This is a genomic window from Janthinobacterium sp. BJB426 (genome assembly GCF_002735705.1).
In the GTDB taxonomy this organism is placed as follows: Bacteria; Pseudomonadota; Gammaproteobacteria; order Burkholderiales; family Burkholderiaceae_D; genus Janthinobacterium.
This window is the reverse complement of record NZ_PDZL01000021.1, coordinates 53,322-77,346: the sequence shown is the minus strand read 5'-3', so window position 1 is coordinate 77,346 and position 24,025 is coordinate 53,322. Positions and strand designations below refer to the sequence as shown.

Below are 24,025 nucleotides of genomic sequence, written 5' to 3'. Positions count from 1 at the left end.
TGCAGGCGCGCGAGGAAGTCAATATCGTCAGCGCCGCCGCGCACATCGACTGGGCGGCGGCGAAAAGCATCCGCCTGTCGACGGCGGGCGGCGCCAACATCACCATCGAGGGCGGCAACATCACCGTCCAGTGCCCCGGCAAGATTACGGTGCATGCGGGCAAGAAGAGTTTTGACGGGCCATCCCGTGCAAGCTATCCACTGCCGGTAATGCCTCGCAGTATTTGCAAGGAATGTCTGTTAAATGCGGCCAGGAGCGGCTCGCCCTTTGCCGCGAAGGGGGAATGATCATGCGCGAAAACGATGGCGGGGTCCCCGCGTGTGGTTTGCAGTTGCTTGCGCTGCTCGATAGTCCTGCTCTCGACAAGTCGGAGACCCTCTACAGCTTGATTGATGGCGCCAAGTTGGATGGTGTGGCCCGTATCCGCTTGCCTGGCGATCACAGCGTTGAGTTGTATTCCCTGTTGGGGGAATTGGCTGAGCCGGACGCCCTGTACGCTGGCCCGATATTGTTGCGGCATATGCAGCGCGAGAAATGTCCCTTGCTCGCCAAATTGCTGTGCACTGCCGGCAGCGCCCATTTTATGTCGCTGATTGTTTCTGGCCAGCCCCTGCAGCAATTGTTAGAACGGCTGACCTGGTTGACAGAGGTGGTGCACGATGACGGTACCGAGTGGATCATGCGCTACTACGATCCGCTTATCCTGCCGCACTGGCTGGACGTGCTGGAAACGGCGCAGCGCAAGACTGCACTCGCAGGCATCACGGGCTGGTTGTACAAGGACGTGCGTGGGGTGCCACAAATTGTACCTGGCGAGGAAAATGAGGCGCCTGCCCCGCCTGGCAGTGAATGCATGCTTTTGACACAACATCAATATCTCGAACTGATGAATAGAGCATCGCCGTACATGCTGATGAAGCAAATGGAGAGCGATGATCCGCAGGCGCTCGATGGTTTGCCTCCGGATCAGCGCTACGACTTTTTTTTTGAACAACTGGGCAGGGCGCAGGCATATGGACTAAGTTCGCCCACAGACTTGAAAAGTTACTGCATGTTGTCGCTCATGTTAGGTGCCGATTTTCATCTGGCCCCACTCGCCGCCATCGCTTTGCAGGCCGAAGGAACGCCGCAGTCCTTCAGTGACCGGATCCTGGCCTGGACTCCTGGGCAATGGGCTGCGCTCGAAGAAGTTTCCGCTTCCAATATGAATGCGATCCCGACATGAAAAAACCGACCTCCATCGTGTTGTGCCTATTTATTTTGACCGCTTGCGATTCCAGGGCGAAGGAAGAACGCTTGCAACAGGAATTAAGCGAGAAAACCTTCACTACCACGTCATATAACTACACGCCGTACGATATTTATTCGATCGCATTCAAGGGCATTTCACTGCCATTCAATGTCGATGAAGCGCCCAGCGGCGGTTCCATTTTTTTTCGCGACGCAAGCGAGGCGGAAATGGACAATGGTGAAAAAGTCAGTTTCAGCAGTGGAAATTGCTGTTTCATCTGGGATAGTCCTGTGGATAAACCGCTGCGCGTGCGCGTGGTCTGGAGCGTGGTTTTCGATACGGCCTACCACGATGGAAAATCGGGTGTCGACTATGACGAACGCACTTCCCGGATGAGTGCTCCTGGAAGCCGCTGGTGTCAGGCCACTGTGGACATCCTGCCCGCCAAAGGGCCTGATCGCCCAACCACCGTGGTTTTGCACTTTCTTGCCGATGGTACGGTTCAGGCACATCTGGGCACATTCAAGACGCAGGCGCCGCTTGCTGCCGAGCAGGTAAAACTGCATTCGGCGCGCCTTCCCCAAGGCCAGTTCTGCAGGCAGGAAATCGAGAATCCTTTTTATGGCATACCGCGGACACCGCACAGGGAATAGACCATGAGCAATCCAACGATACGCCGGCTTAGCGACGTCACGAAGAGTGAGCGGCTTGCGCGAGGAATTTATCGCAAGGAACTGGAAAAATGTGCGAAGGAGTCGGATTGCCGAAAGCCCGTCTGGATCAGTTGTTTTTTTGACGGGACTGGAAATAATTTCAAAAAAGATGGCAATGGCTCGTTGGCTGCGTCGAAGGTAAAGTACAGCAATATTGCGAAATTGGGAAAATTTGCGCATACGGCCGACGATGAAAAGAACAAGACCTACGCGATATATGCGCCAGGGGTCGGCACGCCGTTTCCAGAGATTCAGGATAGTGGTGATGGAATCGATGGGGCGCTCGGCATGGCATCGGCTGCAAAAGGGCAGGCCCGGATCAGCTGGATGCTGAAGGAGTTCAAGGTGCGGGTGGACAAACACATGCCGCATGTAAATCAAATCAATGTTGCGGTGTTTGGCTTCAGTCGGGGGGCAGCCCAGGCGCGGGCCTTTGTGCGTCAGTTGGCAGGACAATGTTATCAGCAAGGAGATGGGCTGATCTGGACCAAAAGTGGCGGATTTATTCAGCCGCGTCTGGTGATTTACTTCCTCGGCATTTTTGATACCGTGGCCTCGGTGGGATTTGGCGGCAGTCGCCTTGAGTCCGATCTCAAATATTACCTGGGACCTGTGTGGGGGGGCGTGATGTATCTGGCAGACGAGGGCGGCCATGCGGAATGGGCCGCCGATCTGCGTATTCCACCATACGTGCGCTTCTGCGAACATTATGTCGCAGCGCATGAAGTGCGGGAGAAATTTCCATCCGATTCTATTCGAATCGATCAGGCCACTGACTCAAACTGCCGGGAAACCCTTTATCCCGGGGCACACTCCGACGTGGGCGGCGGTTATGACGACATGAATCAGGAAGGACGCTCAAACGAATTGTCGCGCATTCCGCTGTGCAATATGTATTTGTCGGCATATGCGGCGGGGGTGCCGTTCAAGTCTCCCGAAGAGGTTCTTCAGGATTATGGCTCGCTGTTTAACATCAGCAGCGAATTGCAGGGATGCTTCGACACCTACATGAAGCACGTCAGCGCAGACAAGCGGCTCGAGAAACAAGTCATCAGCCACATGAACAATTACTATCATTGGCGCTGGGGGCGCACGGAACGCCAGCGCGCGGCGCGCAAAGAACGCGAAGCCATCATCGCAAAGGGGCAGTCCGTCATGTATGCCACGCCGGATAAATACATGACCACGACGGACAGCGAATGGGAACGCGACGTGCAGAATATCGCAGAAAAGAAAACAGGCTTTTTTCGTAGTGCCACGGAACCGCTGGAAGACGCGATCTACGATGCCTGGAAAGGCAAGCTCCGAAAGTCGATGTCTGTTGCGGAGCGGACTTTATTTGACAAATTCTTCGATCGTTATGTGCATGATTCTGTTGCGGGATTCAAGAATCAGATGACTGACGCCAGTATCGGCTTTGTTGAAGCCAGTCGCTGGTCCCGAAACCGGCAGTACTTCATGGGGAAACGAGGCAAGAAATATCTTTACTGGCGATATGAGGGTTCAAAACCGGAATTGGGCGGCGTAAAAGAGGCGATGCTGGTGCCGAAAGAAGCGTCGGCAGGTGGCAATACGGCGATAGCCTAGCAGAAACGGGCTTGGCCGCTATCTGGCGCGGACCGCCGCCCTGGCTTGCTTGTCGCACTCGCGTACGGCCGCTTTGCATGCGGAAAACGCTTCCAGATAGGTCACGGCGCTCTGCCGCTCTGCGACCTGTTCTGCCACCTGCTGCGTGAGCTGCAACGGTGTCGTCGCGGGCATTTTCTCCAGCTTTCTGGTGATGTCTTGTAGCGAATTTTTTTGACGCGCCAGTTCCGCGGCCAGCACGGCCTTGCGCTCGGCGGCGGGCAGGGCCGGATACAGCCTGCCATTGCCAGCCTCGACACTGCCATCGGCCGTCATCGACAGCGACGCGTGCGGGGCGCGAAATTCCAGCGCCAGCTTGCCATCGGCTTGCACGATGACCAGCAGTTCCTCGGTGGCGGTGCCGGCCGGCAGCGGCAAGGTGCCCGTTTCCGGCTTGCCGTCCGGCAGCCAGCGGTACTCGATGTTGAGCTGTACCGGCTTCTGTGGGGCGGCTGGCAGGTAGAAACAGCAATTGGCGGCGCTGCTCATGTAAGGGTTCAGGGGATCGGTATCGACGGCGTTGGCAGGATTGCCGGCATCGCTGACGCCGACCTGGATGGAGCGGGCGCTGTAGTTCAAGGTGCTGACCGCTATCTTTGCCTCATCGGCCCCGGGCCGGTAGTCATGCTGGCCGCGCTCGCCCCGTTCTGCATGGCCTGCCAGCAGCGGACGGCGCTGCATGGACTTGATGCCGATGGCAAAGATATGGCTCAGGTAGCCGGTATCCGAGCGGCCGTCGCGCGAATAACTTCCGCCGGGTGTGTAGTAGAGGTAGCCGATGTCCTCTATCGCCAGGGCGCGCACCTTGCCGTCCTGAGGGAATAATGCTTCCGCCAGGTAGTCGTCCCTGGCGCCCATGACCTTGGCGGAGAGCACGCCGGCCCATGCCCGTTCGCCCGCGAAACGGGGAAAGACGTTGAATTCGCCATCGAGGAAGGGTTTGATCTTCAGCACATCCTGTGTCATGCCCGTGACGGGATCGATGACGGAGTAAATCCCTGGGAAGGGGCCGTCGGCGGCGTGCGCAAGCGCGGGCATGGCGAAAATGAGACAGGCTGCCATCACGGCGGGTTTGTTGCTCATGCTGGATCCAATCGCATGGAGGGTGGCTGACGCTGGAATGCCACCAGGTCGGCGGGATAGAATGCGGCATCGCGATAGCTGCTGTCGTCGATATCGAGCAGGAAGGTGATGGCTGCCGCTTCCCATGACCAGTAGCCCGAAAATGACGTGTCGCGCGCGTGGCTGTCATGGTAGGGTTCGCGGCGGCTGGCGTCATACCATTTTGCCAGGTAGTCCTGCATCAATGCCGGACGCTCTTGTTTTTCTGCCGCAAATATCTTGAGCGTCTTGACATAGGGCTGGCGGCGCGTGCATGTTGGCCAGGCGGTGTCCCTGCCATCGACGGAAAAGGCCAGCAGGCGTTCGACCAGCCAAAAAAGTGTGTTCGTCCAGAGTCTGCATGCTTACTCCCGAAAATCCGTGTCATGGCAGGGCTGTTTGCCTTCGACATGTCCGACATCGTCCGCCGCATTCATATCTATGCTGGTATAACGGTTTTCCTCGCGCAGTGCACGCCCATACGCAACGAGAGCTGTCGGGTAGGCGAAATGATCGATACCGCTGTCATCGAGGTCAAACACAAAGGCCATTGCACCCGCTTCAAATGCCCAGTAACCGTAATAGGGAGCGTAGCCCTCGTCGCTAATGCGCAGATGGCCGTTGTACCAGCGGGGATGATCCTTCATGGCAGGGTACCACTGCTTCAAATATTTTTTAATGAGAGTTTGTGCCGCACCTTCATCGCTTTCATATACCGTCTGCAGCAACGTCTCGTAGGGCTGGCCCAGTACGCAGCTATCGAGGGGCATCTCATCGTCCACATATGCGCCAATCAGCTGTTCAAACAGGCCGTCCTGTCTTCGGTGACTGCGAAATATGCGGATGATGTGCATGACCGAGCGCTGATCGCGCAATAATATGGCGACACTTAGTAATTGCAGCGTATCTTCATAATCGGAAAGGTCGCCGAAATTTGGCGCCGCCCTGTATTTGTATGGGCCATACTCGGGGTATTGCGACAACATTTTCTTTTGTTGATGTTGATCGGCTTCGTTCCATTCCGAAAACCTGTCCACGATATCGGACAGCCGTGGCGCAAGTTCCTCGATTGGCACGCCAGCGGTGTAATCCAGCATCCAGATCCAGAAATTTTCCAGATATAGGAAATGGCAAGCCAAACTGGTGTCTCCAGCGCATTCAGCTGATTCCTTGTTTCTTAGCTGAACTTGTAGCAGCGCACGTGAATTCTCCAGGGTTTTTTCATATAACTGCCGACAAAGAAATTGTTGGCGGCGGCGATCATCGAATGGTGGATTTTTCATTTTATTCGCCGCGTTCTCGTTTTGCAGATGGTTTCATCTCCACGCTGCTGTGGCGGCTCTCTTTCCGTAGCTGGCGCGCATAATCGACCAGGTCTTTGGGGTAGACCAGATGGTCGATCTGGCTGTCGTCCAGGTCAAGTAAAAAAACCGTCGCACCCGCTTCAAATGCCCAGTAACCGTAATAGGGAGCGTATCCCTCGTCCCTGATTCTCAGATGCCCGTCGTACCAGCGGGGATGACCTTTCATGGCTGGATACCACTGTTTCAGGTATTTCTGGACCAGTTTGAGTGTCTCTCTCTCATTATTTTCATAGAAAACCTGAAGCAAAGTATCATAGGGCTTTTCGAGAATGCACGAATCGAGATCTTGCTTATCCTCGACATATGCGCCTATCAATTGCTCAAATAAGCCATCCTGGCCACGGTGACTGCGTAGCACATGGATGATGCGTAAGACCGAATGTTGATCGCGCAATAATATCGCAATGCTGAGTAGTTGTAGCGTGTTCTCGTAATTTGCAAGGGTGGAAAAGTCCGGCGCTCCGTTGTATTCGTACGGTCCATAATCCGGAAACTCAAGCGCCGCTTCCTGTTGACAGAATTGATCGATCTCATTCCATTCTTCAAACCTGTCCACGATGCCGGCGATACGCGGCGCCAGTGCATCGATCGGTTCACCCGCTGTGTAGTCCAGCATCCAGATCCAGAACGCTTCCAAATACAGAAACTGATGCGCCACAGAGTTTTCCAGCGTTGATTCCACTATCTTTTCATTTGCAAGTCGGACTTCAATTAATGCGAGCAGATTTCCCCGCGTTTTATGGTAAAGATCTTCGTAGAGAAATTTCTGCCGGCGCCGCACGTCGAACGGGGCGGTGATCATTGTTTCCCCGTCGTTTTTGCTGCTCGCTGGCGCAGTTCGGCGCTGGGCCAGTCGCTGTCGGCGTCGAAGCGCCGCATCCAGCGCAGCGAGTCGGCGTCGTTGAAGCGTTCGTTGGGGTCGCCATTCCATTGGGCGCCACTTAGCAGGCCCATATGATCATGACGTATCGGCTTGAGCAATTTGTTGAGTAATACCGGCAGTGCCGGGACACCATCTTCAACCGGGTAAAGCGACGGCTCTTCGCCCAATTCAATCCATAGCCCCACGCTGAGTTCTTCTATTTTGATGCTTGGATGATGGAGGTTGAGCTTGACCTGCTCGCGGCTGATATCCAGTTTCTCGCGCCAGGTGTCCGACGGCAGAAAGCCCCACGTGGGGGGACGGATACCTACCGCCAATTCACCGTGCATGCCGAGATAATCATCGATATCAAGTCCGTAAAAATGGGTTGTCAGAGAACGTTCCCAGACTGAGACTTCCGATCGGGAGCCATACGCCAATGGCGTCGCCATGGCAAAGCCGCTGTATACCTGCGCAGCATCAAGGATTCCAGCCGTTTGAAGGACAAATTGTCTCCAGGCGTCTTTATTTTCGAGCCACCATGACCAACGATAGTAAAATTGAATCGACGAATAGGTTCTGTTTGATGGGACCGCGTCGTCGTTCATATAATCCCGAACTTTCCAAAAATATCCTGCCGTGGCAGGAGAGGAAATATGATTTTTCTGATCGGTAAAATTGAAGGCGAAATAGTCTTCTTTTTTTGTTTTTCGAGCAAATTCACGCAAATCTGGCAAACGCTTTGAGCCGTAAGGGTGAGTACGTTCCGAATCAGGGTGCGTGCCAATAAGATAGGGGTTTCCCGTCAGACGCTCAAATTGCTCATGTATATCCACCATTAGCAGTGACGTATCAAGATAATGCTTGCTGTCGTAGAGAAAATAAAAGCTGACGAAAGGGCTGACATTATGTGTGATATGGTCATTTCCATAAGATGAATTCGGCCACTCCTTGAGATCGGAAACAAATCCTTCGATATCGTTATTGCCAAGAAAACTGTCCCTTGTACTCATTATTGTTCTTCACTCCAGTACCAGATGGTTTCGCCATGTACCGCATCGTCAAAAACAGGCATGATTTTGCCTTGCTCAAAATGGCTACGGCTGTGCAACTTTGCTGGGTTTTCCCAGAAGCCTGTTTGCGGGCAGGGCAGGCCGCCCTCGACGCGCCCCTTGCGTATCAGTGGCTCTGTTTCCTGACTGGTGTAGCGGCCTTCTTCCCATAATGTTCGCGTATAGTCGACCAGGTCTTTGGGATAGACCAGATGGTTGATCTGGCTGTCGTCCAGGTCGAGTATAAATACGGTCGCCCCCGCTTCAAAGGCCCAGTAACCGTAATACGCGGCATAGCCTTCCTCGTTGATGTTGAGATGCTCATCGTACCAGCGCGGATGATTTTTCATGGCCGGATACCACTGTTTCAAATACTTCTGGAGCAGGGCTAAGGCAGCGTTGTCGTCTTCTTCATAGAATACTTGCAGCAGAGTGTTGTAGGGCTTGCTGATAATGCAGGTGTCCAGGTCTTGACTGTCCTCGACATATGCGCCAATCAATTGCTCGAACAGCCCATCGTGGCCACGGTGGCTGCGCAGTACGTGGATGATGCGTCGCACCGAACACTGATCGCGTAGCAGGATGGCGATGCTGAGCAGTTGAAGCGTGTCTTCATAATCGGAAAGGATGGAAAACTGCGGCGCACCCTCATATTCATATGGCCCATCTTCTGGAAAATCGAGCGCCAATTCTTGCTGATAGAGTTGATCCACCTCGTTCCATTCTTCAAATTTATCCACGATGTCTGCAATGCGCGGCGCCAGTGCATCAAGCGGTTCACCTGCCGTATAGTCGAGTATCCATATCCAGAACGCTTCCAAATACAAAAACTGGTAAATGACAGTTTGACTTTGTGTCGACTCAGCGATATTTTTGTTGAGAAGTTGTCCTTCAAATAATTCGAGCTGGTTTTTTCGCGTGTTATGGTAAATGTCTTCATGGAGAAATTTTTGCCGGCGCCGCGCATTGAATGAACTGGTACTCATTGTTTCCCTGTAAGCTAAACACCGTGGAACGTTAATATATATCAGCGCTGACGAATTTCGAGGGAAGCATCTCCCATGCTGTCATGGAGGTTACTGTTCCGTACTCCAATACCAAATGGTTTCTCCATATCTAGAGTCATCGAAAACTGGCATTCTGTCACCTTGCTCAAAATGGCTACGGCTGTGTAACTTTGCTTGGGTTTCCCAGAAGCCGGTTTGCGGGCAGGGTTGGTCTCCCTCGACACGACCGGCCTTATTTATTAATTCAGTATCCATACTGGTGTAACGGTGTTCCGCGCGTAACTTGCGGCCATAATTGACCAGGTCTTTGGGGTAGACAAGATGATCAATAGCGCTGTCGTCCAGGTCGAGAATAAAGACCGCCGCTCCGGCTTCAAATGCCCAATAGCCATAATAGCCGGCATAGCCCTCTTCGCTGATTCTAAGATGCTCGTCATGCCAGCGTGGATGATCCTTCATTACCGGATACCACTGTTGCAGATATTTCTTGAGCAAGGTGAGTGTGGCCGTTTCATCTTCTTCATAAAACACATGTAGCAAGGTGTCATAAGGGGCGCCAAGTACGCAGGTATCGCGCTCGACGACGTTGTCGGCATAAGCACTGATCAATTGCTCGAACAGGCCATCTTGACCGCGATGGCTACGTAGTACGTGGATGATGCGTTGGACAGAACGCTGATCGCGTACCAAGATGGCAATGCTCAGCAGTTGCAGCGTGTCTTCGTAGTCGGAAAGTTTCGAGAAATCGGGCGCCCCCGAATATGTATACGGACCATATTCAGGCAGCTTCAGCGCACACTCCTGCTGATACTTTTGATCCACTTCGTTCCACACTTCAAATTTGTCCACAATATCGGCGATTCGAGGCGCCAGTTGATCGAGGGCTATGCCTGCCGTGTAGTCAAGCATCCATATCCAGAGCAATTCCAGATACAGAAAATGATGAACGGAGGAACTTTCGCCTATCGAATATGCATCCTTTCTGTTTTCCTCTCCTCCCCGGATCAAGGAAAGCTGATTTGTCCGTGTTTTTTGATAAAGTTCTTCATGGAGAAAATGCTGTCTACGTCGTTGATGAAAGGGTAAATCTTCCATGGCTACGTGCTTTTCTCTTGGGTAAATTGTATTCGTGTCAAAGAAGGTATGCGTATGCTCGAACCGCAATGCATGATTGCCTTTTCCAATCGAGCATCAGGTCGATGGTCTCGAACATCAGTACCGTCGCTGTTTCTTCATGCGTTCAGGAAGCGCCACACTGTCAAGCCGTAGGCGGAATCCAGATTGCTCATGATCTCGCCCTGTTCAAATCGCCGGGTTGCGGCGGAATGTCCAGCGCTTGCCATTGTCCGGCCTGCGGGCAGGCCTCGCTGGCGTAGGCGCGCAATTCCAAAGGCTCCTGTGCTGGCGCGGCGTCATCCGGGCCGCCGTCATCGCGGCGCTGACGCAGCTCGGCGCTGGGCCAGTCGCTGTCGGCATCGAAGCGCCGCATCCAGCGCAGCGAGTCGGCGTCGTTGAAGCGTTCGTTGGGATCGCCGTCCCATTGGCCAAAGCCCAGCAGGGCCATGTGGTCGTTGCGGATCGGCTTGAGCAGCTTGTTGAGCAGCGCCGGCAATTCCGGCACGCCGTCCTCTACCGGGTAGAGCGCGGGCTCCTCGCCTAGTTCGATCCATAGGCCGGAATCGAGCTCGTCGATCCGGATTTGCGGATGCTGCAGGCTGAGTTTTATCTGGTCGCGGCTCAGGTCCAATTTTTCACGCCACGTATCCGATAGCAAAAAGCCCCAGGTTGGCGGGCGGATGCCGTCTGCCAGCGAGCCGTTCATGGAAAAAGGATAATCAATGTCCAAACCAAAAAATCGCGGCGCCAGAGAGCGTTCCCACACGGTCACTTCTGAGCGGGTACCGAAGGCAAGCGGATTGGCCATCGAAAAGCCGCTGTAAACCTGATCAGGTTTTAGTTTTTCCATGGTTTTCAGAACAAACTGCCGCCACGCATTCTTGTTGTCCTTCCACCATGACCAGCGATAGTAGAATTGAATGGATGAGTAAACCTTGTTTGATGGTTCGGGATTGTCATTCATATAGTCCCGCATTTTCCAGAAATATCCAGCAGTAGAAGGAGACGAGTTATGTTTTTTCTGATCGGTAAAATTGAAGGCGAAATAGTCTGTTTTTCTTGTTTTTCGAGCAAATTCACGCAGATCTGGCAAACGCTTTGAGCCGTAAGGGTGAGGACGTTCCGAATCGGGATGCGTGCCAATAAGATAGGGATTCCTTGTCAGTCGTTCAAATTCCTCATGAATACCCACCATCAGCAGTGACGTATCAAGGTGATGCTTAGTGTTGTAGAGGAAATAGAAAGTAGTAAATGGAGACACACCTAGATCTTGATTTCCATCGTCACAGGACATGTTTGGCCATTCCTTGAGGTCCGCAACCATTCCCTCTACATCTTCGGCAGTAAAAAAACGTTCCGTTGTGCTCATCTTTTCTCCTCTCACGTCGTTGTTTTTTATACCTTCAGAAAATGCCATACCGTCAAGCCACAGGCAGCATCCAGATTGCTCATGATCTCGCCCTGTTCCAATCTGCGGGTTGGCAGCCGAATGTCCAGTGCTTGCCGCTGACCGGCCTGCGTAGGCGCGCCATTCCAGAGGCTCATGCGCTGACGCAGCCCGGCGCTGGGCCAGTCGCTGGCTGTGCCAGATGGGAAATTGGCTATTGGTCTTCACTCCAATGCCAGATGGTTTCACCGTATGCCGCATCATCAAAAACAGGCATGATTTGGCCCTGCTCAAAATGACTGCGGCTGTGTAATTTTGCTGGGGTTTCCCAGAAGCCTGTTTGAGGGCAGGACTGGCCGCCCTCGACGCGTCCCTTGCGTATCAGTGGTTCTGTTTCCTGACTGGTGTAGCGGCCATCTTCCCATAACTGTCGTGCATAATCGACCAGGTCTTTGGGGTAGACGAGATGCTCGATCTGGCTGTCGTCCAGGTCGAGCATAAAGACGGTCGCAGCCGCTTCGAATGTCACGTAGCCGTAAAAGGCGGCATAGCCTTCCTCGCTGATTTTGAGATGCTCATCGTACCAGCGCGGATGATTTTCATGGCCGGATACCGTTCCGTACTCCAATACCAAATTGTTTCCCCATAGTTGGAGTCATCGAAAACCGGCATCTTGCCGCCTCGGGATGTTTTTGAGCGCCTGGCGCCCCGCGGGCATATTCAATTTTCCAGATATCGCCAGACAGTCAATCCATATCCTGACTCGAGGTCGAGCATGGGCTGTTCCCGCTCATACGACATGGCACGCGGAGGAATATCGAGCGATTCCCACGTTCCCGCCTTGGGGCAGGGGTCGCCAGCCTTGGCGCGCAACTCGTTTGCCGGCACAGGACCGCCGCCGTCCGGTTCATAGTCCACGCGTGCCTGCCGGAAAAAGGCCGTCAGGTCTGCCGGATAGAATGTGGCATCGCGATAGCTGCTGTCGTCGATATCGAGCAGGCAGGTGATGGCTGCCGCTTCCCATGACCAGTAGCCTAAAAATGACGTATCGCGCTCGTGACTGTCATAGTAGGGTTCACGGCGGCTGGCGTAATACCATTCTTCCAGGTAGTCCTGCATCAACGCCGGACGATCTTTTTCTTCTGCCGCGAATATCTTGAGTGTCTTGAAATAGGGCAGGTGGCGCGTGCATTCCGGCCAGTCGGTATCCCTGCCATCGATGGAAAATGCCAGCAGGCGTTCAACCAGCCCATCTTTTTCATGGTTGTTGAAATCGATGACAGGCGCCAAGCGGGGCAGCAAATTACCCCAACCCAGGAGAATGCCAAGGCAGATCATCCGGTTGACTTGTTCGTATGCGACATCGGGCAGGGCGAAGTGGGGAAAGCCCCGTTCCGCGGCGCTGGCCTGCAGGTCAAAAGCCGTGTCATATCTGGCAAACTCTTCCCAATATTCCAATATCGTGGGATACAGCGCGCGCAGATCGGCTGTCGTATGGCCGGCGCTGTAGGCCAGGGTGAGCTGGTCGATACCTTCCCAGGCCCGCTGGCGCGTCGCCGTCATGAAGTTTTCTGGCGGGATATTCTGCAGTACTTCCGCGGGCTGTTGCAAGCCTGCCTCCACCATGTCGAAGCACTCGTCCTGGCTGTCTTTGCTTTCAACATAGATGGCGTATGACAACAGCAACTCCCTACGGGATGCGAGAAAAGTCTTTTCATCCAGTGTCTGCATGCTTATTTCCTTAATATATTTTCTGGAATATCCAGCATCAACTGGATTTCATGATTGCGCCCCTTTGACTGCCGATGCTTGGTCAATTGACGACCGGTGACCAGTGAAATCCAGCGCAGATAGGGGGGGCTGGCTTTGGGATTGAGCAGCTGGCCTGCCGCGTATTTTTTCATCAAGGGCTTGATGGTGACTCCGGTAGCCGTCAGTTTCTCCGATTTTATCGAGCGGGCGATCCATTCGTGGCTCATTTGCGTCGGCAGCTTCGTTTCTTTATTTTCCTTGTTCAAGCCCTTTCTCAGTTCTTTTTCATCCGCTTCCTGGTTCCCTATTTTTACGTCTTGATTTGCATGGGCATCGCGGTCCGCATTTTCGAAAATATTCGGTTTGTTATTGTTTTTCGTGGGATTCGCCGCTTCGTCCGCCCTCAGGGAACTGAATTTTTCCTGCAGATCGGCCGGTAGCGCCGCCATCAGGCGGAAGGCATCGAACAGGCTCGACTTGGTTTCGCCGACAACGAAAGGCTGGCTAAGTGCAGCGCCTTTGAACCACAGATGATCGAGTCCTGCGTGCGGCAGGCTATGCTCTTCGGTCAGCTTGCCGGCATTGTTCGCCTTCTTGAACAGCGCATGTCTTTTCTTCACGAAGTAATCCGTGATGTGCTCGGCCGGTACGCCGGTGTGCCAGCCTTGCTTTTTCTTTTCGCCTTTTTTCTTGGTATTGACCTTGCTGGAATTGGGCTTGGCCTGATTGCCGGTGACGTCCTTGTTCTTTTTCGCTGCAAGTCTCTTTTCGGCCTTGCTGGCGGCTTTTGCTTCCTTGCCGGCAATGTCCTTTCCCGCCTCCTGTGCTGCATGCTGCACGCCTTTTCCTGTCGCGTTGCCGACCGCAGCCGTGTTGTGCGGCAGGTCATGGCCCATCATCTTGCCATGCAGTTTTTTCAGTTCGGCGAAGGCGTCCTCGATCATTTTGGGTCCGCGCTTCTGGATTGCCTGCATTTCCTGGATCAACAGCTTGACTTCCGACTTTCCCGCCACGGCTTTGACGATCCAGCTATCGATGCCGTCGATAAACGTATCGATTACACCCTTGAACAAGCTCTTGCTTTCACGGGCCAGTACGTTCCAGTCGATCTTGCGCATGAATTTTTCGACGTTGCCGCGCAGCTTGGGCGAGACGGCTTCCAGCACACGGCCAAAATTGTGTCCCTTGTTCATCAGCTTGAAGCCGACCTTGAGCGTATCGCCCACGGCGGGTACGCAACCGACCAGGGTGATGGCCAGTTCCACCCAGGCGCCGATGGCGGACGGCGATTTGCTGATGACAATGATGCCAAGGATCAAGTCGCGCGCATCCATGGCCTGTCCCACACCAGGGACGACACCGAGAATACCGGTGATGATGATGTGCGCGGGAGATGAGCCCGAACCAGTGACGAGGTCACTCAGCCAAGTACCGATGCCGTCATCGGCCTGCCTGAGCGCCCGGCTGGCAGGCGAGGCGCCACGGATCGCGTTGGCCGGGACGGTAGGGGTGAGGCCGCTCATGACTCGTCGCCTTCCTGATCGTGCAAGTCCCGGTAGCTTTTGCTTGCGGCTTTGTCAGCAATGCTGTCCTCGTCCTTGTAGCGATAATCGTCGTAGTGAAAATCATATTCAAGTGTGCTGACGGTGGCGCCTGCAGGAAAGTCCTCAGCCATTTCAGCGAGCTCATCCGGAAAGAAATTGTCTTTGTAGTAAGCGGCCTCTTGCGCCAGATAGCGTTCGAGGACCGATTGCGCCTCGTCGTCGCTTTTCGGCTTGCTGCCAGCCAGCTGGTTCGGTTTCTGCTTGTGGCGGGGAACCGCTTCCCTTTCGTCTTCGCCGTAGATCACGACGGCATTGCGATCAGGCAGGTTTTCCAGACGGGCAAAGCCGTTTGCATCGAGCTTGCCTTCCAGGCGGGTGCCATTGTCGAACAGCAAGGCGTATGGCGCCCCCACCATGGGCTGTAAATCATCCCAGCGATAATTCAATTCCATGAAATTGCTTACGTCCCCAGCCTGTGGCAACAAAGGTAATTTTGGGGTGCTGCTTGCCGGTCCCGTCAATTCCTTCATGCTGGCGTTGAAATCGATTTTTCCGGGGCCGTGCAGCATGATGTTGCCGCCTTCGAGGCGGATGTACGCGCCCTGGGCCGTCATCAGGATGTGCTGCTTGGCCGCCGCCGTGACGCTCTTGGCGGTGCTGCTGACGGTGATGGCCTTGTCTGCCGTCAGCCGTGTCGCATCGGACTGGCTTTGACTGCTGACCTTGCCGCTGGCCGCATGCAGGCGGATACCGGTTTCCTGGTTGGGCTTGTCCTTGCTGCTGGCCTTGCCGTAGGTGAACAGGCTGATGCCCTTGCCCAGCGCGTACAGGCTGTTGCCTTGCGCCGCAAAGTTGAGATCGGCGCCCGCCGTCAGGCTGCCATTGCCGCCCGCGACCAGGACGGCGCTGGCTGGCGTGGTGGCGGCGATGCCGGACGGGCTGGATAATTGCAGTTGCGGGTCGCCATACGCGCTGGCCTGGCCTTCGCCGCCCGCCGCCTGCTGGCCCTGGCCCTGGCCCGTCGTGGCGGCGCCCTCGGCCGTCGCGCCCAGGACCTCGATGCTGTGCTGCATCTGGGCGAGGGCGGGGAGCTGCGCGGCTGGCGAAGGCGTCTCCGTCTGGTCCGGCGTGGCAGCGGAAGCTGGCGCGGCCGCACCGGCTGTGGCCGGGCTGGGCATTTCGAGCGCGAAATGTTTCTGCGCCTGCTCAGTCAGCGAGGTCTGCAGTTGCAAGCTTTGCCTGAGCTGTTCCAGCGCTTCCTGCGCATCCATCTGGCTGCCGCCAGCATCGCGGCCATGCGCCGACAGCAGCATGCCCGCTCCCGCGCGCAGGGCGGCGCTGTGTTCCGTTTTCAGCTCGGCGCCAAAGCCGGCCGGCGCCAGCCGCTGGTTGTCGCTCTGGTGCCGCAAATGGCCCAGGTTCAGTTCGGCCGTTCCCTGATGGGGGCCGGCGTGGCGCTGCAGGGCGACGCGGCCCTGGCCCGGGCTGTCGTCGAACACCAGCTGGCTGTAGGCGCCACCGCCGCCCTGGCTCGTTGGCAATGCCTGCGTCTTGATGCCCGACAAGGCCGCCGGGTGGGCATGGGCGCCGGCCTGGCCGGGAAACCAGGCCGGCGCGTTGCCCGTCGCCGCGCCCGTGCCCTGGCTGACCTGGTTGTTTTGCGCGTCCGCCTGGCCGCGGCCGTTGTACAGCGTGCCGATGACGACGGGACGGTCGATATTGCCTTCCAGGAAATCGACGAGCACTTCCTGGCCCACGCGGGGCAGGGCGTTGCTGCCCCAGTTGGCGCCGGCGACGGGGGCCAGCGGCGTGGCGACCCTGACCCAGGTGCCGGCGCTGTCGTCGCCGGGCGCGCCCGTGTGGCCGTCGGCCGCCGGATGCGCCAGCCGGCTATGGCTTTGCGCCCCCCGCTGCCAGTGGAATTGCACCTTGATGCGGTGGTCGCGGTCCGTATGCAGCTGGGCGCCGGCCGGGCCGACGACGATGGCGGTCTGCTGGCCCATGATGACGGGGCGTGGATGCAGCAGCTGGCCGTGGTCGTTGGCATAGGTGCTGCGGTAGGGGACCTTGCTGCGGATGGCGTCGATGCGGTTGCGGTAGGGCGGGCGTTCGCTGATGGTGTCGCCGACGGCATGCAGGCTGCCGGCCGCCTCTTCGCCGATCAGCGCGTCGAGCAAGCCCTGGCCGAAGCGCTGCAGCAGGCCGCCGCCGAGTTCCGCATCGAGGTTGTTATGCATCAGGTGCACCGTGCGGGTGACGAGGAAGCTTGCAGCGTCGCCACCGCCCGCCGCATCCGTTTGCGCCTGACCGCTCAGGGTAAACGTGGTGCCGGGCGCCAGGGTGCGCACGGTGCCGGCGCCCGTAAACACTTCCCTGGCCGCCGTCAGCGCCTGCAACTGGCGCTCGGCAAGCCGTTGTCCGTGTTCGCGCGACGGGTAGGCATAGGCGCCGGGCGCGTCGCGGCTGACCAGCGCCATCGTTCCGTCATGGGCGCTGGCGGCGCTGATGGGGCGCAGGCCCAGTGCGCGGTAATCCCAGCTGGACAGTTCGATGCCGTTGGTTTGCTGGCGCAGCTGCATGCGCCAGCGGTCCATCGTGTCTTGCGGCATGACGGCGCCTGGCTGGCTGTAGGCAATGCTGGCCTGGGTGTTGGGCTTGAAGCTGCCGTTGTGGTCGGCGATGACGAGGGTGTGGCTGCCCAGGCTGGCGCTGCCCGCGTCGCCCGTGTGTTCGGCATAATAAAACAGGCCTTCCTCGCTCATCAGCCGCTCGGCAAAGGCCCAGTCGCTTTCCTGGTATTGGCTGCAGATGCTGCGTTTCGGATAGATTGCGCGGTCGAGCAGGTCGAAGCGCCAGGCCGGCGCCAGCATGCCCTGGCCCTGGTAGCGGGCAAAGACGACTTCGAGGATGTCGGGTACCGCCAGGTCCTGGAAGACGCGGCTGTCGCGGCCGTGCGCCAGGAAGGCCGTCCACGGCTGCATGGTCAGGTTGTAGCGGGCAAAGCCGCCGTTCGCGCCCGCCAGTTCGACGGCGGTGACGTGGCCGTGGAACGGGCGCCAGCCGCCATCGGCCATGAGCAATTCCAGCAGGATGGGCTGGCCGATCAGTGACTTGAGGGGAATGGCCGCGTCGAGCGACAGGGCGGCGATGTGGAAGGCATAGCCCAGTCCCAGGCCTTCCTCGCCGCGCACGCATTCGGCCAGCAGCTTGTCCGGGCCCAGGGGCGTGCTCAGCTTCAGCAGGCGCGTGGCCTGGCTGAAACCGTTGGCAACGGGTGACGTACCGGGTGACGGCGACGCGCTTGCTTGGACCAATTCGGACATTGACTGGAACTCCGTGTGGCGAAATGAGGGTACTTGCATTTAATTCAATGATTTGCTTATAAGATTACACCTTAGAAATAGTGATTTAACAAGCGCGATTCAATTGAATCGTGCGCCGGGGCCTGTCATGCGCGGGCCGTGCGGGGCGTTTTTTCCCCTTCTGCTAGAGTGTGGATCTTGCCAATTCCACCATTGAAAAAAATTGTGCAATAACCGGAGCAAGAATGAATACGATGCAATGCGTGGCTGCCGCCATGTTGTGTGCCAGCCTGTCGCCCGCCATGGCGGCGACATCCCCCGTCGAGCCGCCGTTTCTCGATGTGCTCGTCCATCAATACGCCAATTGCGTCAAACCTTCCTACCATCAGGCTGACCTGCGGGTACAGGACGGGGTGGGGCGCTATCAGATCGATGTCAAGGGTGAGGCCTACACGGTCGAACTGCAGGAACGCCTGGGCTTTTCGCTGCAGGCGGGGATAGACGGGCCCGTGGCGGCCATCGTCAAGCTGGACCGGCCGCCAAAAGGACAGTTTGGCGAGCAGGCGCGTTGGCGCGAACGCTGGCTGCGCGATGTGGCCGAGCGCAGCGGCGTGGCGCTGGACGAGCGGGCGCTTGCCGGTGGTGCGCGCCTGCTGACCGTGAACAAGGGCGAGATCAAGGGTAATTATGTGGGCCAGTCCCTGCTGATCGATCCGGCGCGGCTGTTGTTCATCGATATGGCGTGGCCGAACACGCTGGGGATCTATCGTGGCCCCGATGGCCTGCGGCATGTGCGGGAGGTGCAGGAAGACGTATGGAAGCGTCTGCTGTCTTGTCCGCCAGCTGCGTGACGCTGGCGGCCACCGCATACCCCTACTGCGCGCACGCGCATGGACAAATAATAATGATTCTCATTTATAATGCGGATCCATGGGGTAGCGATGGGCTGGCGCCATGGCGCCACGGTCGGTGAAGGAGGGCATGATGGGCAGTATGTATGGCAACGAGGACATGATCGCGCGCGAGCATCGCGTGTTGATGGCGGAGTATGGCCGCGCGCAGGCGCGCTGCAGTGCGCAACTGGCTGCGCAGGCGGCCCGCATCGCGCAGCTGGAGTCGGACTTGATGCGCGCGCGGGCGCAGGTCGTGATCCGCGATACAAAACTGGCGCTGGCGCGCGATGAACTGGCCGAACTGGCGGCCAGCGTGCCGGGCTTGCCGACGCGTGCAAGGCTGGCGCGCCGGGTCGAGTGGCTCGGTGAGCGGGTGCAGGACCTGATGCGCGAGCTGCTGCGCCTGCAGTGGCTGCCTGCGCCAGCCTTGCAGGCCGACGTGCGCGAAAAAGCCGTGCTGTATGTGGGCAGCTATCTGGAGCAGAATGCTGGCCAACAGGCCGCCGGCGCCAACGTGGCGCAGCAAGCCATCGAGCAGGCCGGCGGGCGCTTCCTGCACCATGCTGGCGGCGACGATGGCGCCGACGACGTGGCGGCGCTGGAAGCGGGCCTGGTGGCGGCCGACCTGGTGATTTGCCAGACGGGCTGCGTCAGCCACGACGCCTACTGGCGCGTGCACGACCACTGCAAGCGCACGGGCAAGCAGTGCGTGCTGGTGGACCAGCCGCAAGCCATGCATTTCGTGCGCAAGGAAGCGCTGCTCACCTGACCTTCGCAGCGCTTAACGCCTGCTTAATCCGCATGGGCCACAATGGCGATCCATTCGACGTTATAGAGAGCGCCCATGCTGTCCCTGCAAATCGGCCCCCTGGCCTTGCCTACGGGTCTGGTCCTGCTGTTCGTTTCCCTGTGCGTCGCCTATGGCGTGGCGTGGTCGCTAAGGCGGTATCGCCAACTGCCGGATGCCGGTCCTCTCGTTTCCGACATGCTGATCGCCGGCCTGCTGGCTGCGCGCCTGGCGTTTGTCCTGCGCTGGCACGAACAATATCTGGTGGCGCCCTGGTCCATCATCAATATCCGCGATGGCGGCTTCCTGGCGCCGGCCGGCATCGCGGCCGCGCTGGCCATCGCCGCGTGGCGCTGCCGGCGTCCCGCCATGGCGGCCATGCGCCGCCCGCTGGCCGTCAGCGTCGCGTGCGGCGCGCTGGCCTGGGGCGTGCTGAGCGCAGGGATCTCGCTGGCCTACGACAAGCCGTCGGCCTTGCCGGCCGTGGCGTTGCAGGCGCTCGATGGCGCGCCAGTGACCCTGGCGGCGCTGGCCGGCGGCAAGCCCATGGTAGTCAACCTGTGGGCCAGCTGGTGCCCGCCATGCCGGCGCGAGATGCCCGTGCTGGCCGCCGCGCAGCAGGCGCGCGCCGATATCGTCTTCGTGTATGCGAACCAGCGCGAGGATGCGGCGGCGGCCAGCGCTTTCCTGGACCGGAGCGGCGTCACCCTGCGCAATGTGGTGCTCGACAGCGTAGCGGCGCTGGGCAAGGCGGCCGGGTCCTCGGCCCTGCCCACCACCCTGTTTTATGACGCACAAGGTCGCCTGGTCGATACGCACCTGGGCGAATTGTCCGACGCCTCGCTGGCCAGCAAGCTGCAAAAGATCGCGCCAGCGCCCTGACGCGGCCGCAGCCGTTTCTGATAGTATACCCCCCTATAGTATTTATGGAGGCGGGATCATGGGACACACGGCGCACCACAAGACCAAGCTGCTCAATCGCGTGAAGCGTATCCGGGGACAGGTGGAAAGCCTGGAGCGGGGCCTGGAAGAGGGACGCGACTGCGGCGAAGTGCTGCAGCTGATCGCCGCCGTGCGCGGCGCCGTCAATGGCTTGATGGCCGAAGTCATCGAAGAACACTTGCGCGAGCACGTGGCCAGTCCCGATATCTCCGGCGAGGAGCGGGCCAGGGGCGCCGACGACATCGCGGGCATCCTGCGCACCTACCTCAAATAAGGAGACCGCCATGCAAACGCCATTTATCAAGGAAGACCTCTCCGCCTGGCAGCACGAACACGTCTTTGGCGCAGCCAGCGACAAGGCCGAGCGCCGCGCGCGCATCGTCATGTGGATCACCCTGGCCACCATGGTGCTGGAAATTGTCGCTGGCTGGTGGTACAACTCCATGGCCCTGCTGGCCGATGGCTGGCATATGAGTTCGCACGCGCTGGCCATCGGCCTGGCCGCGTTTGCGTATGCGGCCGCGCGCCGCTATGCGCGCGATCCCCGCTTTGCCTTCGGCACGTGGAAGATCGAGGTGCTGGCCGGCTACACCAGCGCCATCCTGCTGCTGGGCGTGGCCGTGCTGATGGTCGTGGCCTCCGTCGAGCGCCTGTTGTCGCCGCAGCCCATCCACTATCCGCAGGCGATGGCGGTGGCGACTTTCGGCCTGGCTGTCAATCTCGTATGCGCGCTGATCCTCGGCGGACACCACGATCACCACCATGGTCACGGCCATGAGCATCACGACCATCACGACGACCACCATGGCGAAGACCTGAACATGAAGGCCGCCTACATCCACGTGCTGGCCGACGCCGCCACGTCCGTGCTGGCCATCATCGCGCTGGGCGGCGCTTGGGCTTACGGCTGGCAATGGCTCGATCCCGTGATGGGCATCGCGGGCGCCGTGCTGGTGGCCCTGTGGGCGAAAAAGCTGATGCAGGAAACGGGCAAGGTCTTGCTGGACCGCGAGATGGACCACCCCGTGGTGGAGGAAATCCGCGAGGCGATGGAGGTGGAAAGCGCCGGCGACACGCCGCGCATCGTCGACCTGCACGTGTGGCGAGTCGGCAAGCAGCTGTACTCGTGCGCCTTGTCCGTCGTCAGCCGCGATGCCGCATTGACGGCCGCCGAGCTGCGCGCGCGCATCGGCATCCACGAGGAAATCGTCCACAGCACCATCGAGATTATTCGCCGGCCTTGACAATGATGGCGAAAAAGCATGCTGATGCGGGGCGTAGGCAGTATAATGTCGGCTTTTACAGCACGCGCTGTTCACCAGACAGAGAATAAAATGAGCACATTACCACCATGCCCGCAATGCAAATCCGAATTCACGTACGAAGACGGCAGCCAGTTGATCTGCCCTGAATGCGCGCATGAATGGTCGGCCACGGCCGGCGAAGCGGTGGAAGAGGGCGCCAAGGTGTACCGCGATTCGGCCGGCAATATCCTGCAGGACGGCGACACGGTCAGCGTCATCAAGGACTTGAAATTGAAGGGCGGCGGCGGTGTCGTCAAGATGGGCACCAAGGTCAAGAACATCCGCCTGGTCGACAGCGACCACGATATCGACTGCAAGATCGACGGCTTCGGTTCCATGAGCCTGAAGACGGAATTCGTCAAGAAAGTCTAACGCTATTCCCTGTCATACGGCGCGCCTGGCTTGATACCAGCGCGCCGTTTTTTTATTCAGACGCCATGCAAATCGACCATCTCCGCCAGCGCCTGCGCGCCTTGGGCGCCAAGCCCCTGCACGAACAGCGCGTGCTGCGCGACTGGATCCAGGGCCAGCCGCACGACCAGGGCCGGCGCCGCGCCGCAGACTTTTTGCCGCTGCCCGTGCGCGAGGCCTTGCCCGCGCTCGACCTCGAATTGCAAGGCATGCTGAAATTGCTCAGCACACACCCGGGCGCGGACGGTTCCGCGCGCCTGCTGGTGGGCCTGCACGACGGCCAGACGGTGGAAAGTGTGCTGCTGCCGCGCGACGGCTTGTGCGTATCGAGCCAGGTCGGTTGCGCCGTGGGATGCCAGTTCTGCATGACGGGCCGTGACGGCTTGATCCGGCAAGTCACCAGCGGAGAAATTGTCGCCCAGGTGGTACTGGCGCGCACCATGCGTCCCGTGAAAAAAGTCGTCTTCATGGGCATGGGCGAGCCGGCGCATAACCTGAACAATGTGATGGAAGCGATCGAGCTGCTGGGTACCGAGGGCAATATCGGCCACAAGAACCTCGTGTTTTCCACGGTGGGCGACCCGCGCGCCTTCGAGCGCTTGCCGCAGGGGCGGGTCAAGCCGGCGCTGGCCTTGTCGCTGCACACCACCAAGCCGGAGTTGCGCGAACAGCTGCTGCCGCGCGCGCCCAGGCTGTCGCCGCGCGAACTGGTGGACTTCGGCGAAGCATATGCGCGCCTGACCGGCTATCCGGTGCAGTATCAGTGGACCCTGATGGAAGGCGTCAACGACGGTGACGATGAGATGGACGGCATCGTCGCGCTCTTGCAGGGCAAGTACGCCGTGCTCAACATGATCCCGTATAACACCATAGCCGACTTGCCGTTCAAGCGCCCCAGCTGGGAAAAGGCGCGCGCCATTGCCGCCGCCCTGCACGCGCGCGGCGTGCTGACCAAATTGCGCGATTCGGCCGGGCAGGACGTGGAAGGCGGCTGCGGGCAGTTGCGTGCGCGTGAGGCCAAGGGCAAGGTCATTCCCATTCGTGCCAGCGTCTAAACTCCTCCCAGCAAATCGTTTTCATTCAATATCGCAAACGCGATCTCGGGGTGCGCGGCCAGGCAGCGGCGCACGGCGGCGGGAATGGCGGCGCGCGTCTTGCGGCACAGGCCGGGCCGTTCCATCAGGCGGATCTGGAAGCCGCGCACAGTGCGCACTTCGCCGCTGCCCGGTGTAATCTGCAATTCCACGCCCAGGTTTTTCTGCAACAGCAGTTGCAGCTTTTGCAGTTGCGCATGGGTGGCGATGGCCTCGATGTGCGCCAGCAAACGCTTTTCTTCCGTCAGGTTCAGGCGCAGGATGGACAGATCGGCCTGCGCATCGTCGAGCAGGCGCTCGCGCCCGCAGTCGCACAACTGCGGCGGACACTCCTTGCGGACTTCAAAGTCGACGATACGCATGTGCGGCTTCCAATGGCGATCCGGGATAAATCAAGTATCGTCCGCCGCCTGGCGCATGTCAATCAGCGCGGGCTGACGATCAGACGCCAAAGAGTCTGCCCTTGCTCGTTGCTGTGCTGGTGATGGTTTTGCGGCGGCATGACGCGGCCTTGACCGCGTGTCTTGGCGCGCGCGC

The 24,025-nt window shown here is 58.3% G+C and carries 24 protein-coding genes; 11 read left to right on the top strand and 13 right to left on the bottom strand.

Annotation, left to right across the window (positions count from 1 at the left end):
* From CSQ93_RS24545 to CSQ93_RS24530, 4 genes are all read left to right on the top strand, one after another.
* Positions 1–287: DUF2345 domain-containing protein (locus tag CSQ93_RS24545; protein ID WP_158301349.1), on the top strand; the 287-nt coding region annotated here is incomplete at its 5' end.
* A 2-nt stretch (positions 288–289) separates the two neighbouring features.
* Complete coding sequence (locus CSQ93_RS24540; protein WP_158301348.1) at positions 290–1,225, top strand: DUF4123 domain-containing protein; 936 nt, start codon at positions 290–292, stop codon at positions 1,223–1,225.
* Complete coding sequence (locus tag CSQ93_RS24535; protein WP_158301347.1) at positions 1,222–1,884, top strand: hypothetical protein; 663 nt, start codon at positions 1,222–1,224, stop codon at positions 1,882–1,884. The genes CSQ93_RS24540 and CSQ93_RS24535 overlap by 4 nt, the downstream gene beginning before the upstream one ends.
* A gap of 3 nt (positions 1,885–1,887) precedes the next feature.
* Positions 1,888–3,531, top strand: coding sequence for a T6SS phospholipase effector Tle1-like catalytic domain-containing protein (locus CSQ93_RS24530; RefSeq protein ID WP_099380291.1), 1,644 nt, complete (start codon positions 1,888–1,890; stop codon positions 3,529–3,531).
* Between the two features lie 18 nt (positions 3,532–3,549).
* On the opposite strand, the gene CSQ93_RS24525 is transcribed toward CSQ93_RS24530, so the two are convergent.
* From CSQ93_RS24525 to CSQ93_RS24470, 12 genes are all read right to left on the bottom strand, one after another.
* Complete coding sequence (locus CSQ93_RS24525) at positions 3,550–4,653, bottom strand: hypothetical protein (protein WP_099380290.1); 1,104 nt, start codon at positions 4,651–4,653, stop codon at positions 3,550–3,552.
* Positions 4,650–5,003: a PoNe immunity protein domain-containing protein gene (locus CSQ93_RS24520; protein WP_099380289.1), complete on the bottom strand. Its 354-nt coding sequence runs from the start codon at positions 5,001–5,003 to the stop codon at positions 4,650–4,652. Before CSQ93_RS24520 ends, CSQ93_RS24525 begins: the two co-directional genes overlap by 4 nt.
* Positions 5,004–5,036: 33 nt before the next feature.
* Complete coding sequence (locus CSQ93_RS24515) at positions 5,037–5,954, bottom strand: PoNe immunity protein domain-containing protein (RefSeq protein WP_099380288.1); 918 nt, start codon at positions 5,952–5,954, stop codon at positions 5,037–5,039.
* A 1-nt stretch (position 5,955) separates the two neighbouring features.
* Positions 5,956–6,837, bottom strand: coding sequence for a PoNe immunity protein domain-containing protein (locus CSQ93_RS24510; RefSeq protein WP_158301346.1), 882 nt, complete (start codon positions 6,835–6,837; stop codon positions 5,956–5,958).
* Positions 6,834–7,910 (bottom strand): type VI immunity family protein, encoded by a 1,077-nt coding sequence (locus CSQ93_RS29265; RefSeq protein WP_199534499.1) that lies wholly within the window; start codon positions 7,908–7,910, stop codon positions 6,834–6,836. Before CSQ93_RS29265 ends, CSQ93_RS24510 begins: the two co-directional genes overlap by 4 nt.
* Entirely contained in the window at positions 7,910–8,935 is a 1,026-nt protein-coding gene (locus tag CSQ93_RS24500; RefSeq protein WP_099380285.1) for a PoNe immunity protein domain-containing protein, read from the bottom strand. Before CSQ93_RS24500 ends, CSQ93_RS29265 begins: the two co-directional genes overlap by 1 nt.
* Positions 8,936–9,025: 90 nt before the next feature.
* Entirely contained in the window at positions 9,026–10,051 is a 1,026-nt protein-coding gene (locus CSQ93_RS24495) for a PoNe immunity protein domain-containing protein (protein WP_158301345.1), read from the bottom strand.
* A 190-nt stretch (positions 10,052–10,241) separates the two neighbouring features.
* Positions 10,242–11,687 (bottom strand): type VI immunity family protein, encoded by a 1,446-nt coding sequence (locus tag CSQ93_RS29260; RefSeq protein WP_199534498.1) that lies wholly within the window; start codon positions 11,685–11,687, stop codon positions 10,242–10,244.
* Positions 11,674–12,087 (bottom strand): PoNe immunity protein domain-containing protein, encoded by a 414-nt coding sequence (locus CSQ93_RS24485; RefSeq protein ID WP_233516328.1) that lies wholly within the window; start codon positions 12,085–12,087, stop codon positions 11,674–11,676. The genes CSQ93_RS29260 and CSQ93_RS24485 overlap by 14 nt, the downstream gene beginning before the upstream one ends.
* Positions 12,088–12,179: 92 nt before the next feature.
* Positions 12,180–13,190: a PoNe immunity protein domain-containing protein gene (locus tag CSQ93_RS24480; protein WP_081922354.1), complete on the bottom strand. Its 1,011-nt coding sequence runs from the start codon at positions 13,188–13,190 to the stop codon at positions 12,180–12,182.
* Positions 13,191–13,192: 2 nt separating this feature from the next.
* Positions 13,193–14,734, bottom strand: a complete 1,542-nt coding sequence (locus CSQ93_RS24475) for a hypothetical protein (RefSeq protein WP_099380282.1) — start codon at positions 14,732–14,734, stop codon at positions 13,193–13,195.
* The gene (locus CSQ93_RS24470) at positions 14,731–18,078 is read right to left on the bottom strand and encodes a type VI secretion system Vgr family protein (RefSeq protein WP_099380281.1); all 3,348 of its coding nucleotides are present in this window, start codon (positions 18,076–18,078) and stop codon (positions 14,731–14,733) included. Before CSQ93_RS24470 ends, CSQ93_RS24475 begins: the two co-directional genes overlap by 4 nt.
* A gap of 224 nt (positions 18,079–18,302) precedes the next feature.
* On the opposite strand from CSQ93_RS24470, the gene CSQ93_RS24465 reads away from it, so the two are divergent.
* From CSQ93_RS24465 to CSQ93_RS24435, 7 genes are all read left to right on the top strand, one after another.
* Positions 18,303–18,908, top strand: coding sequence for a hypothetical protein (locus CSQ93_RS24465; protein ID WP_099380280.1), 606 nt, complete (start codon positions 18,303–18,305; stop codon positions 18,906–18,908).
* A gap of 274 nt (positions 18,909–19,182) precedes the next feature.
* Complete coding sequence (locus tag CSQ93_RS24460; RefSeq protein ID WP_225242253.1) at positions 19,183–19,719, top strand: DUF2325 domain-containing protein; 537 nt, start codon at positions 19,183–19,185, stop codon at positions 19,717–19,719.
* 75 nt (positions 19,720–19,794) lie between these two features.
* Positions 19,795–20,619: a TlpA disulfide reductase family protein gene (locus CSQ93_RS24455; protein WP_099380279.1), complete on the top strand. Its 825-nt coding sequence runs from the start codon at positions 19,795–19,797 to the stop codon at positions 20,617–20,619.
* 58 nt (positions 20,620–20,677) lie between these two features.
* A complete protein-coding gene (locus CSQ93_RS24450) occupies positions 20,678–20,953 on the top strand; it encodes a metal/formaldehyde-sensitive transcriptional repressor (protein WP_099380278.1) in 276 nt (91 codons plus the stop codon).
* Between the two features lie 10 nt (positions 20,954–20,963).
* Complete coding sequence (gene dmeF, locus CSQ93_RS24445; protein ID WP_099380277.1) at positions 20,964–21,923, top strand: CDF family Co(II)/Ni(II) efflux transporter DmeF; 960 nt, start codon at positions 20,964–20,966, stop codon at positions 21,921–21,923.
* A 90-nt stretch (positions 21,924–22,013) separates the two neighbouring features.
* Entirely contained in the window at positions 22,014–22,355 is a 342-nt protein-coding gene (locus tag CSQ93_RS24440) for a zinc ribbon domain-containing protein YjdM (protein WP_034756972.1), read from the top strand.
* Positions 22,356–22,420: 65 nt separating this feature from the next.
* On the top strand, positions 22,421–23,449 hold the full coding sequence (locus CSQ93_RS24435) for an RNA methyltransferase (protein WP_099380276.1): 1,029 nt from the start codon (positions 22,421–22,423) through the stop codon (positions 23,447–23,449).
* Here the strand turns inward: CSQ93_RS24435 and CSQ93_RS24430 are convergent.
* Positions 23,446–23,850, bottom strand: coding sequence for a hypothetical protein (locus CSQ93_RS24430; protein WP_099380275.1), 405 nt, complete (start codon positions 23,848–23,850; stop codon positions 23,446–23,448). The genes CSQ93_RS24435 and CSQ93_RS24430 overlap by 4 nt on opposite strands.
* Positions 23,851–24,025 lie beyond the last annotated feature (175 nt).

Excerpts from the sequence above, each read along its gene's own strand:
- CSQ93_RS24540 (WP_158301348.1), top strand. The coding sequence starts at position 290 with ATGCGCGAAAACGATGGCGGGGTCCCCGCGTGTGGTTTGCAGTTGCTT.
- CSQ93_RS24535 (WP_158301347.1), top strand. The coding sequence starts at position 1,222 with ATGAAAAAACCGACCTCCATCGTGTTGTGCCTATTTATTTTGACCGCT.
- CSQ93_RS24530 (WP_099380291.1), top strand. The coding sequence starts at position 1,888 with ATGAGCAATCCAACGATACGCCGGCTTAGCGACGTCACGAAGAGTGAG.
- CSQ93_RS24525 (WP_099380290.1), bottom strand. The coding sequence starts at position 4,653 with ATGAGCAACAAACCCGCCGTGATGGCAGCCTGTCTCATTTTCGCCATG.
- CSQ93_RS24515 (WP_099380288.1), bottom strand. The coding sequence starts at position 5,954 with ATGAAAAATCCACCATTCGATGATCGCCGCCGCCAACAATTTCTTTGT.
- CSQ93_RS24510 (WP_158301346.1), bottom strand. The coding sequence starts at position 6,837 with ATGATCACCGCCCCGTTCGACGTGCGGCGCCGGCAGAAATTTCTCTAC.
- CSQ93_RS29265 (WP_199534499.1), bottom strand. The coding sequence starts at position 7,910 with ATGAGTACAAGGGACAGTTTTCTTGGCAATAACGATATCGAAGGATTT.
- CSQ93_RS24500 (WP_099380285.1), bottom strand. The coding sequence starts at position 8,935 with ATGAGTACCAGTTCATTCAATGCGCGGCGCCGGCAAAAATTTCTCCAT.
- CSQ93_RS24495 (WP_158301345.1), bottom strand. The coding sequence starts at position 10,051 with ATGGAAGATTTACCCTTTCATCAACGACGTAGACAGCATTTTCTCCAT.
- CSQ93_RS24480 (WP_081922354.1), bottom strand. The coding sequence starts at position 13,190 with ATGCAGACACTGGATGAAAAGACTTTTCTCGCATCCCGTAGGGAGTTG.
- CSQ93_RS24475 (WP_099380282.1), bottom strand. The coding sequence starts at position 14,734 with ATGAGCGGCCTCACCCCTACCGTCCCGGCCAACGCGATCCGTGGCGCC.
- CSQ93_RS24470 (WP_099380281.1), bottom strand. The coding sequence starts at position 18,078 with ATGTCCGAATTGGTCCAAGCAAGCGCGTCGCCGTCACCCGGTACGTCA.
- CSQ93_RS24465 (WP_099380280.1), top strand. The coding sequence starts at position 18,303 with ATGAATACGATGCAATGCGTGGCTGCCGCCATGTTGTGTGCCAGCCTG.
- CSQ93_RS24460 (WP_225242253.1), top strand. The coding sequence starts at position 19,183 with ATGCGCGCGCGGGCGCAGGTCGTGATCCGCGATACAAAACTGGCGCTG.
- CSQ93_RS24455 (WP_099380279.1), top strand. The coding sequence starts at position 19,795 with ATGCTGTCCCTGCAAATCGGCCCCCTGGCCTTGCCTACGGGTCTGGTC.
- CSQ93_RS24450 (WP_099380278.1), top strand. The coding sequence starts at position 20,678 with ATGGGACACACGGCGCACCACAAGACCAAGCTGCTCAATCGCGTGAAG.
- dmeF (WP_099380277.1), top strand. The coding sequence starts at position 20,964 with ATGCAAACGCCATTTATCAAGGAAGACCTCTCCGCCTGGCAGCACGAA.
- CSQ93_RS24440 (WP_034756972.1), top strand. The coding sequence starts at position 22,014 with ATGAGCACATTACCACCATGCCCGCAATGCAAATCCGAATTCACGTAC.
- CSQ93_RS24435 (WP_099380276.1), top strand. The coding sequence starts at position 22,421 with ATGCAAATCGACCATCTCCGCCAGCGCCTGCGCGCCTTGGGCGCCAAG.
- CSQ93_RS24430 (WP_099380275.1), bottom strand. The coding sequence starts at position 23,850 with ATGCGTATCGTCGACTTTGAAGTCCGCAAGGAGTGTCCGCCGCAGTTG.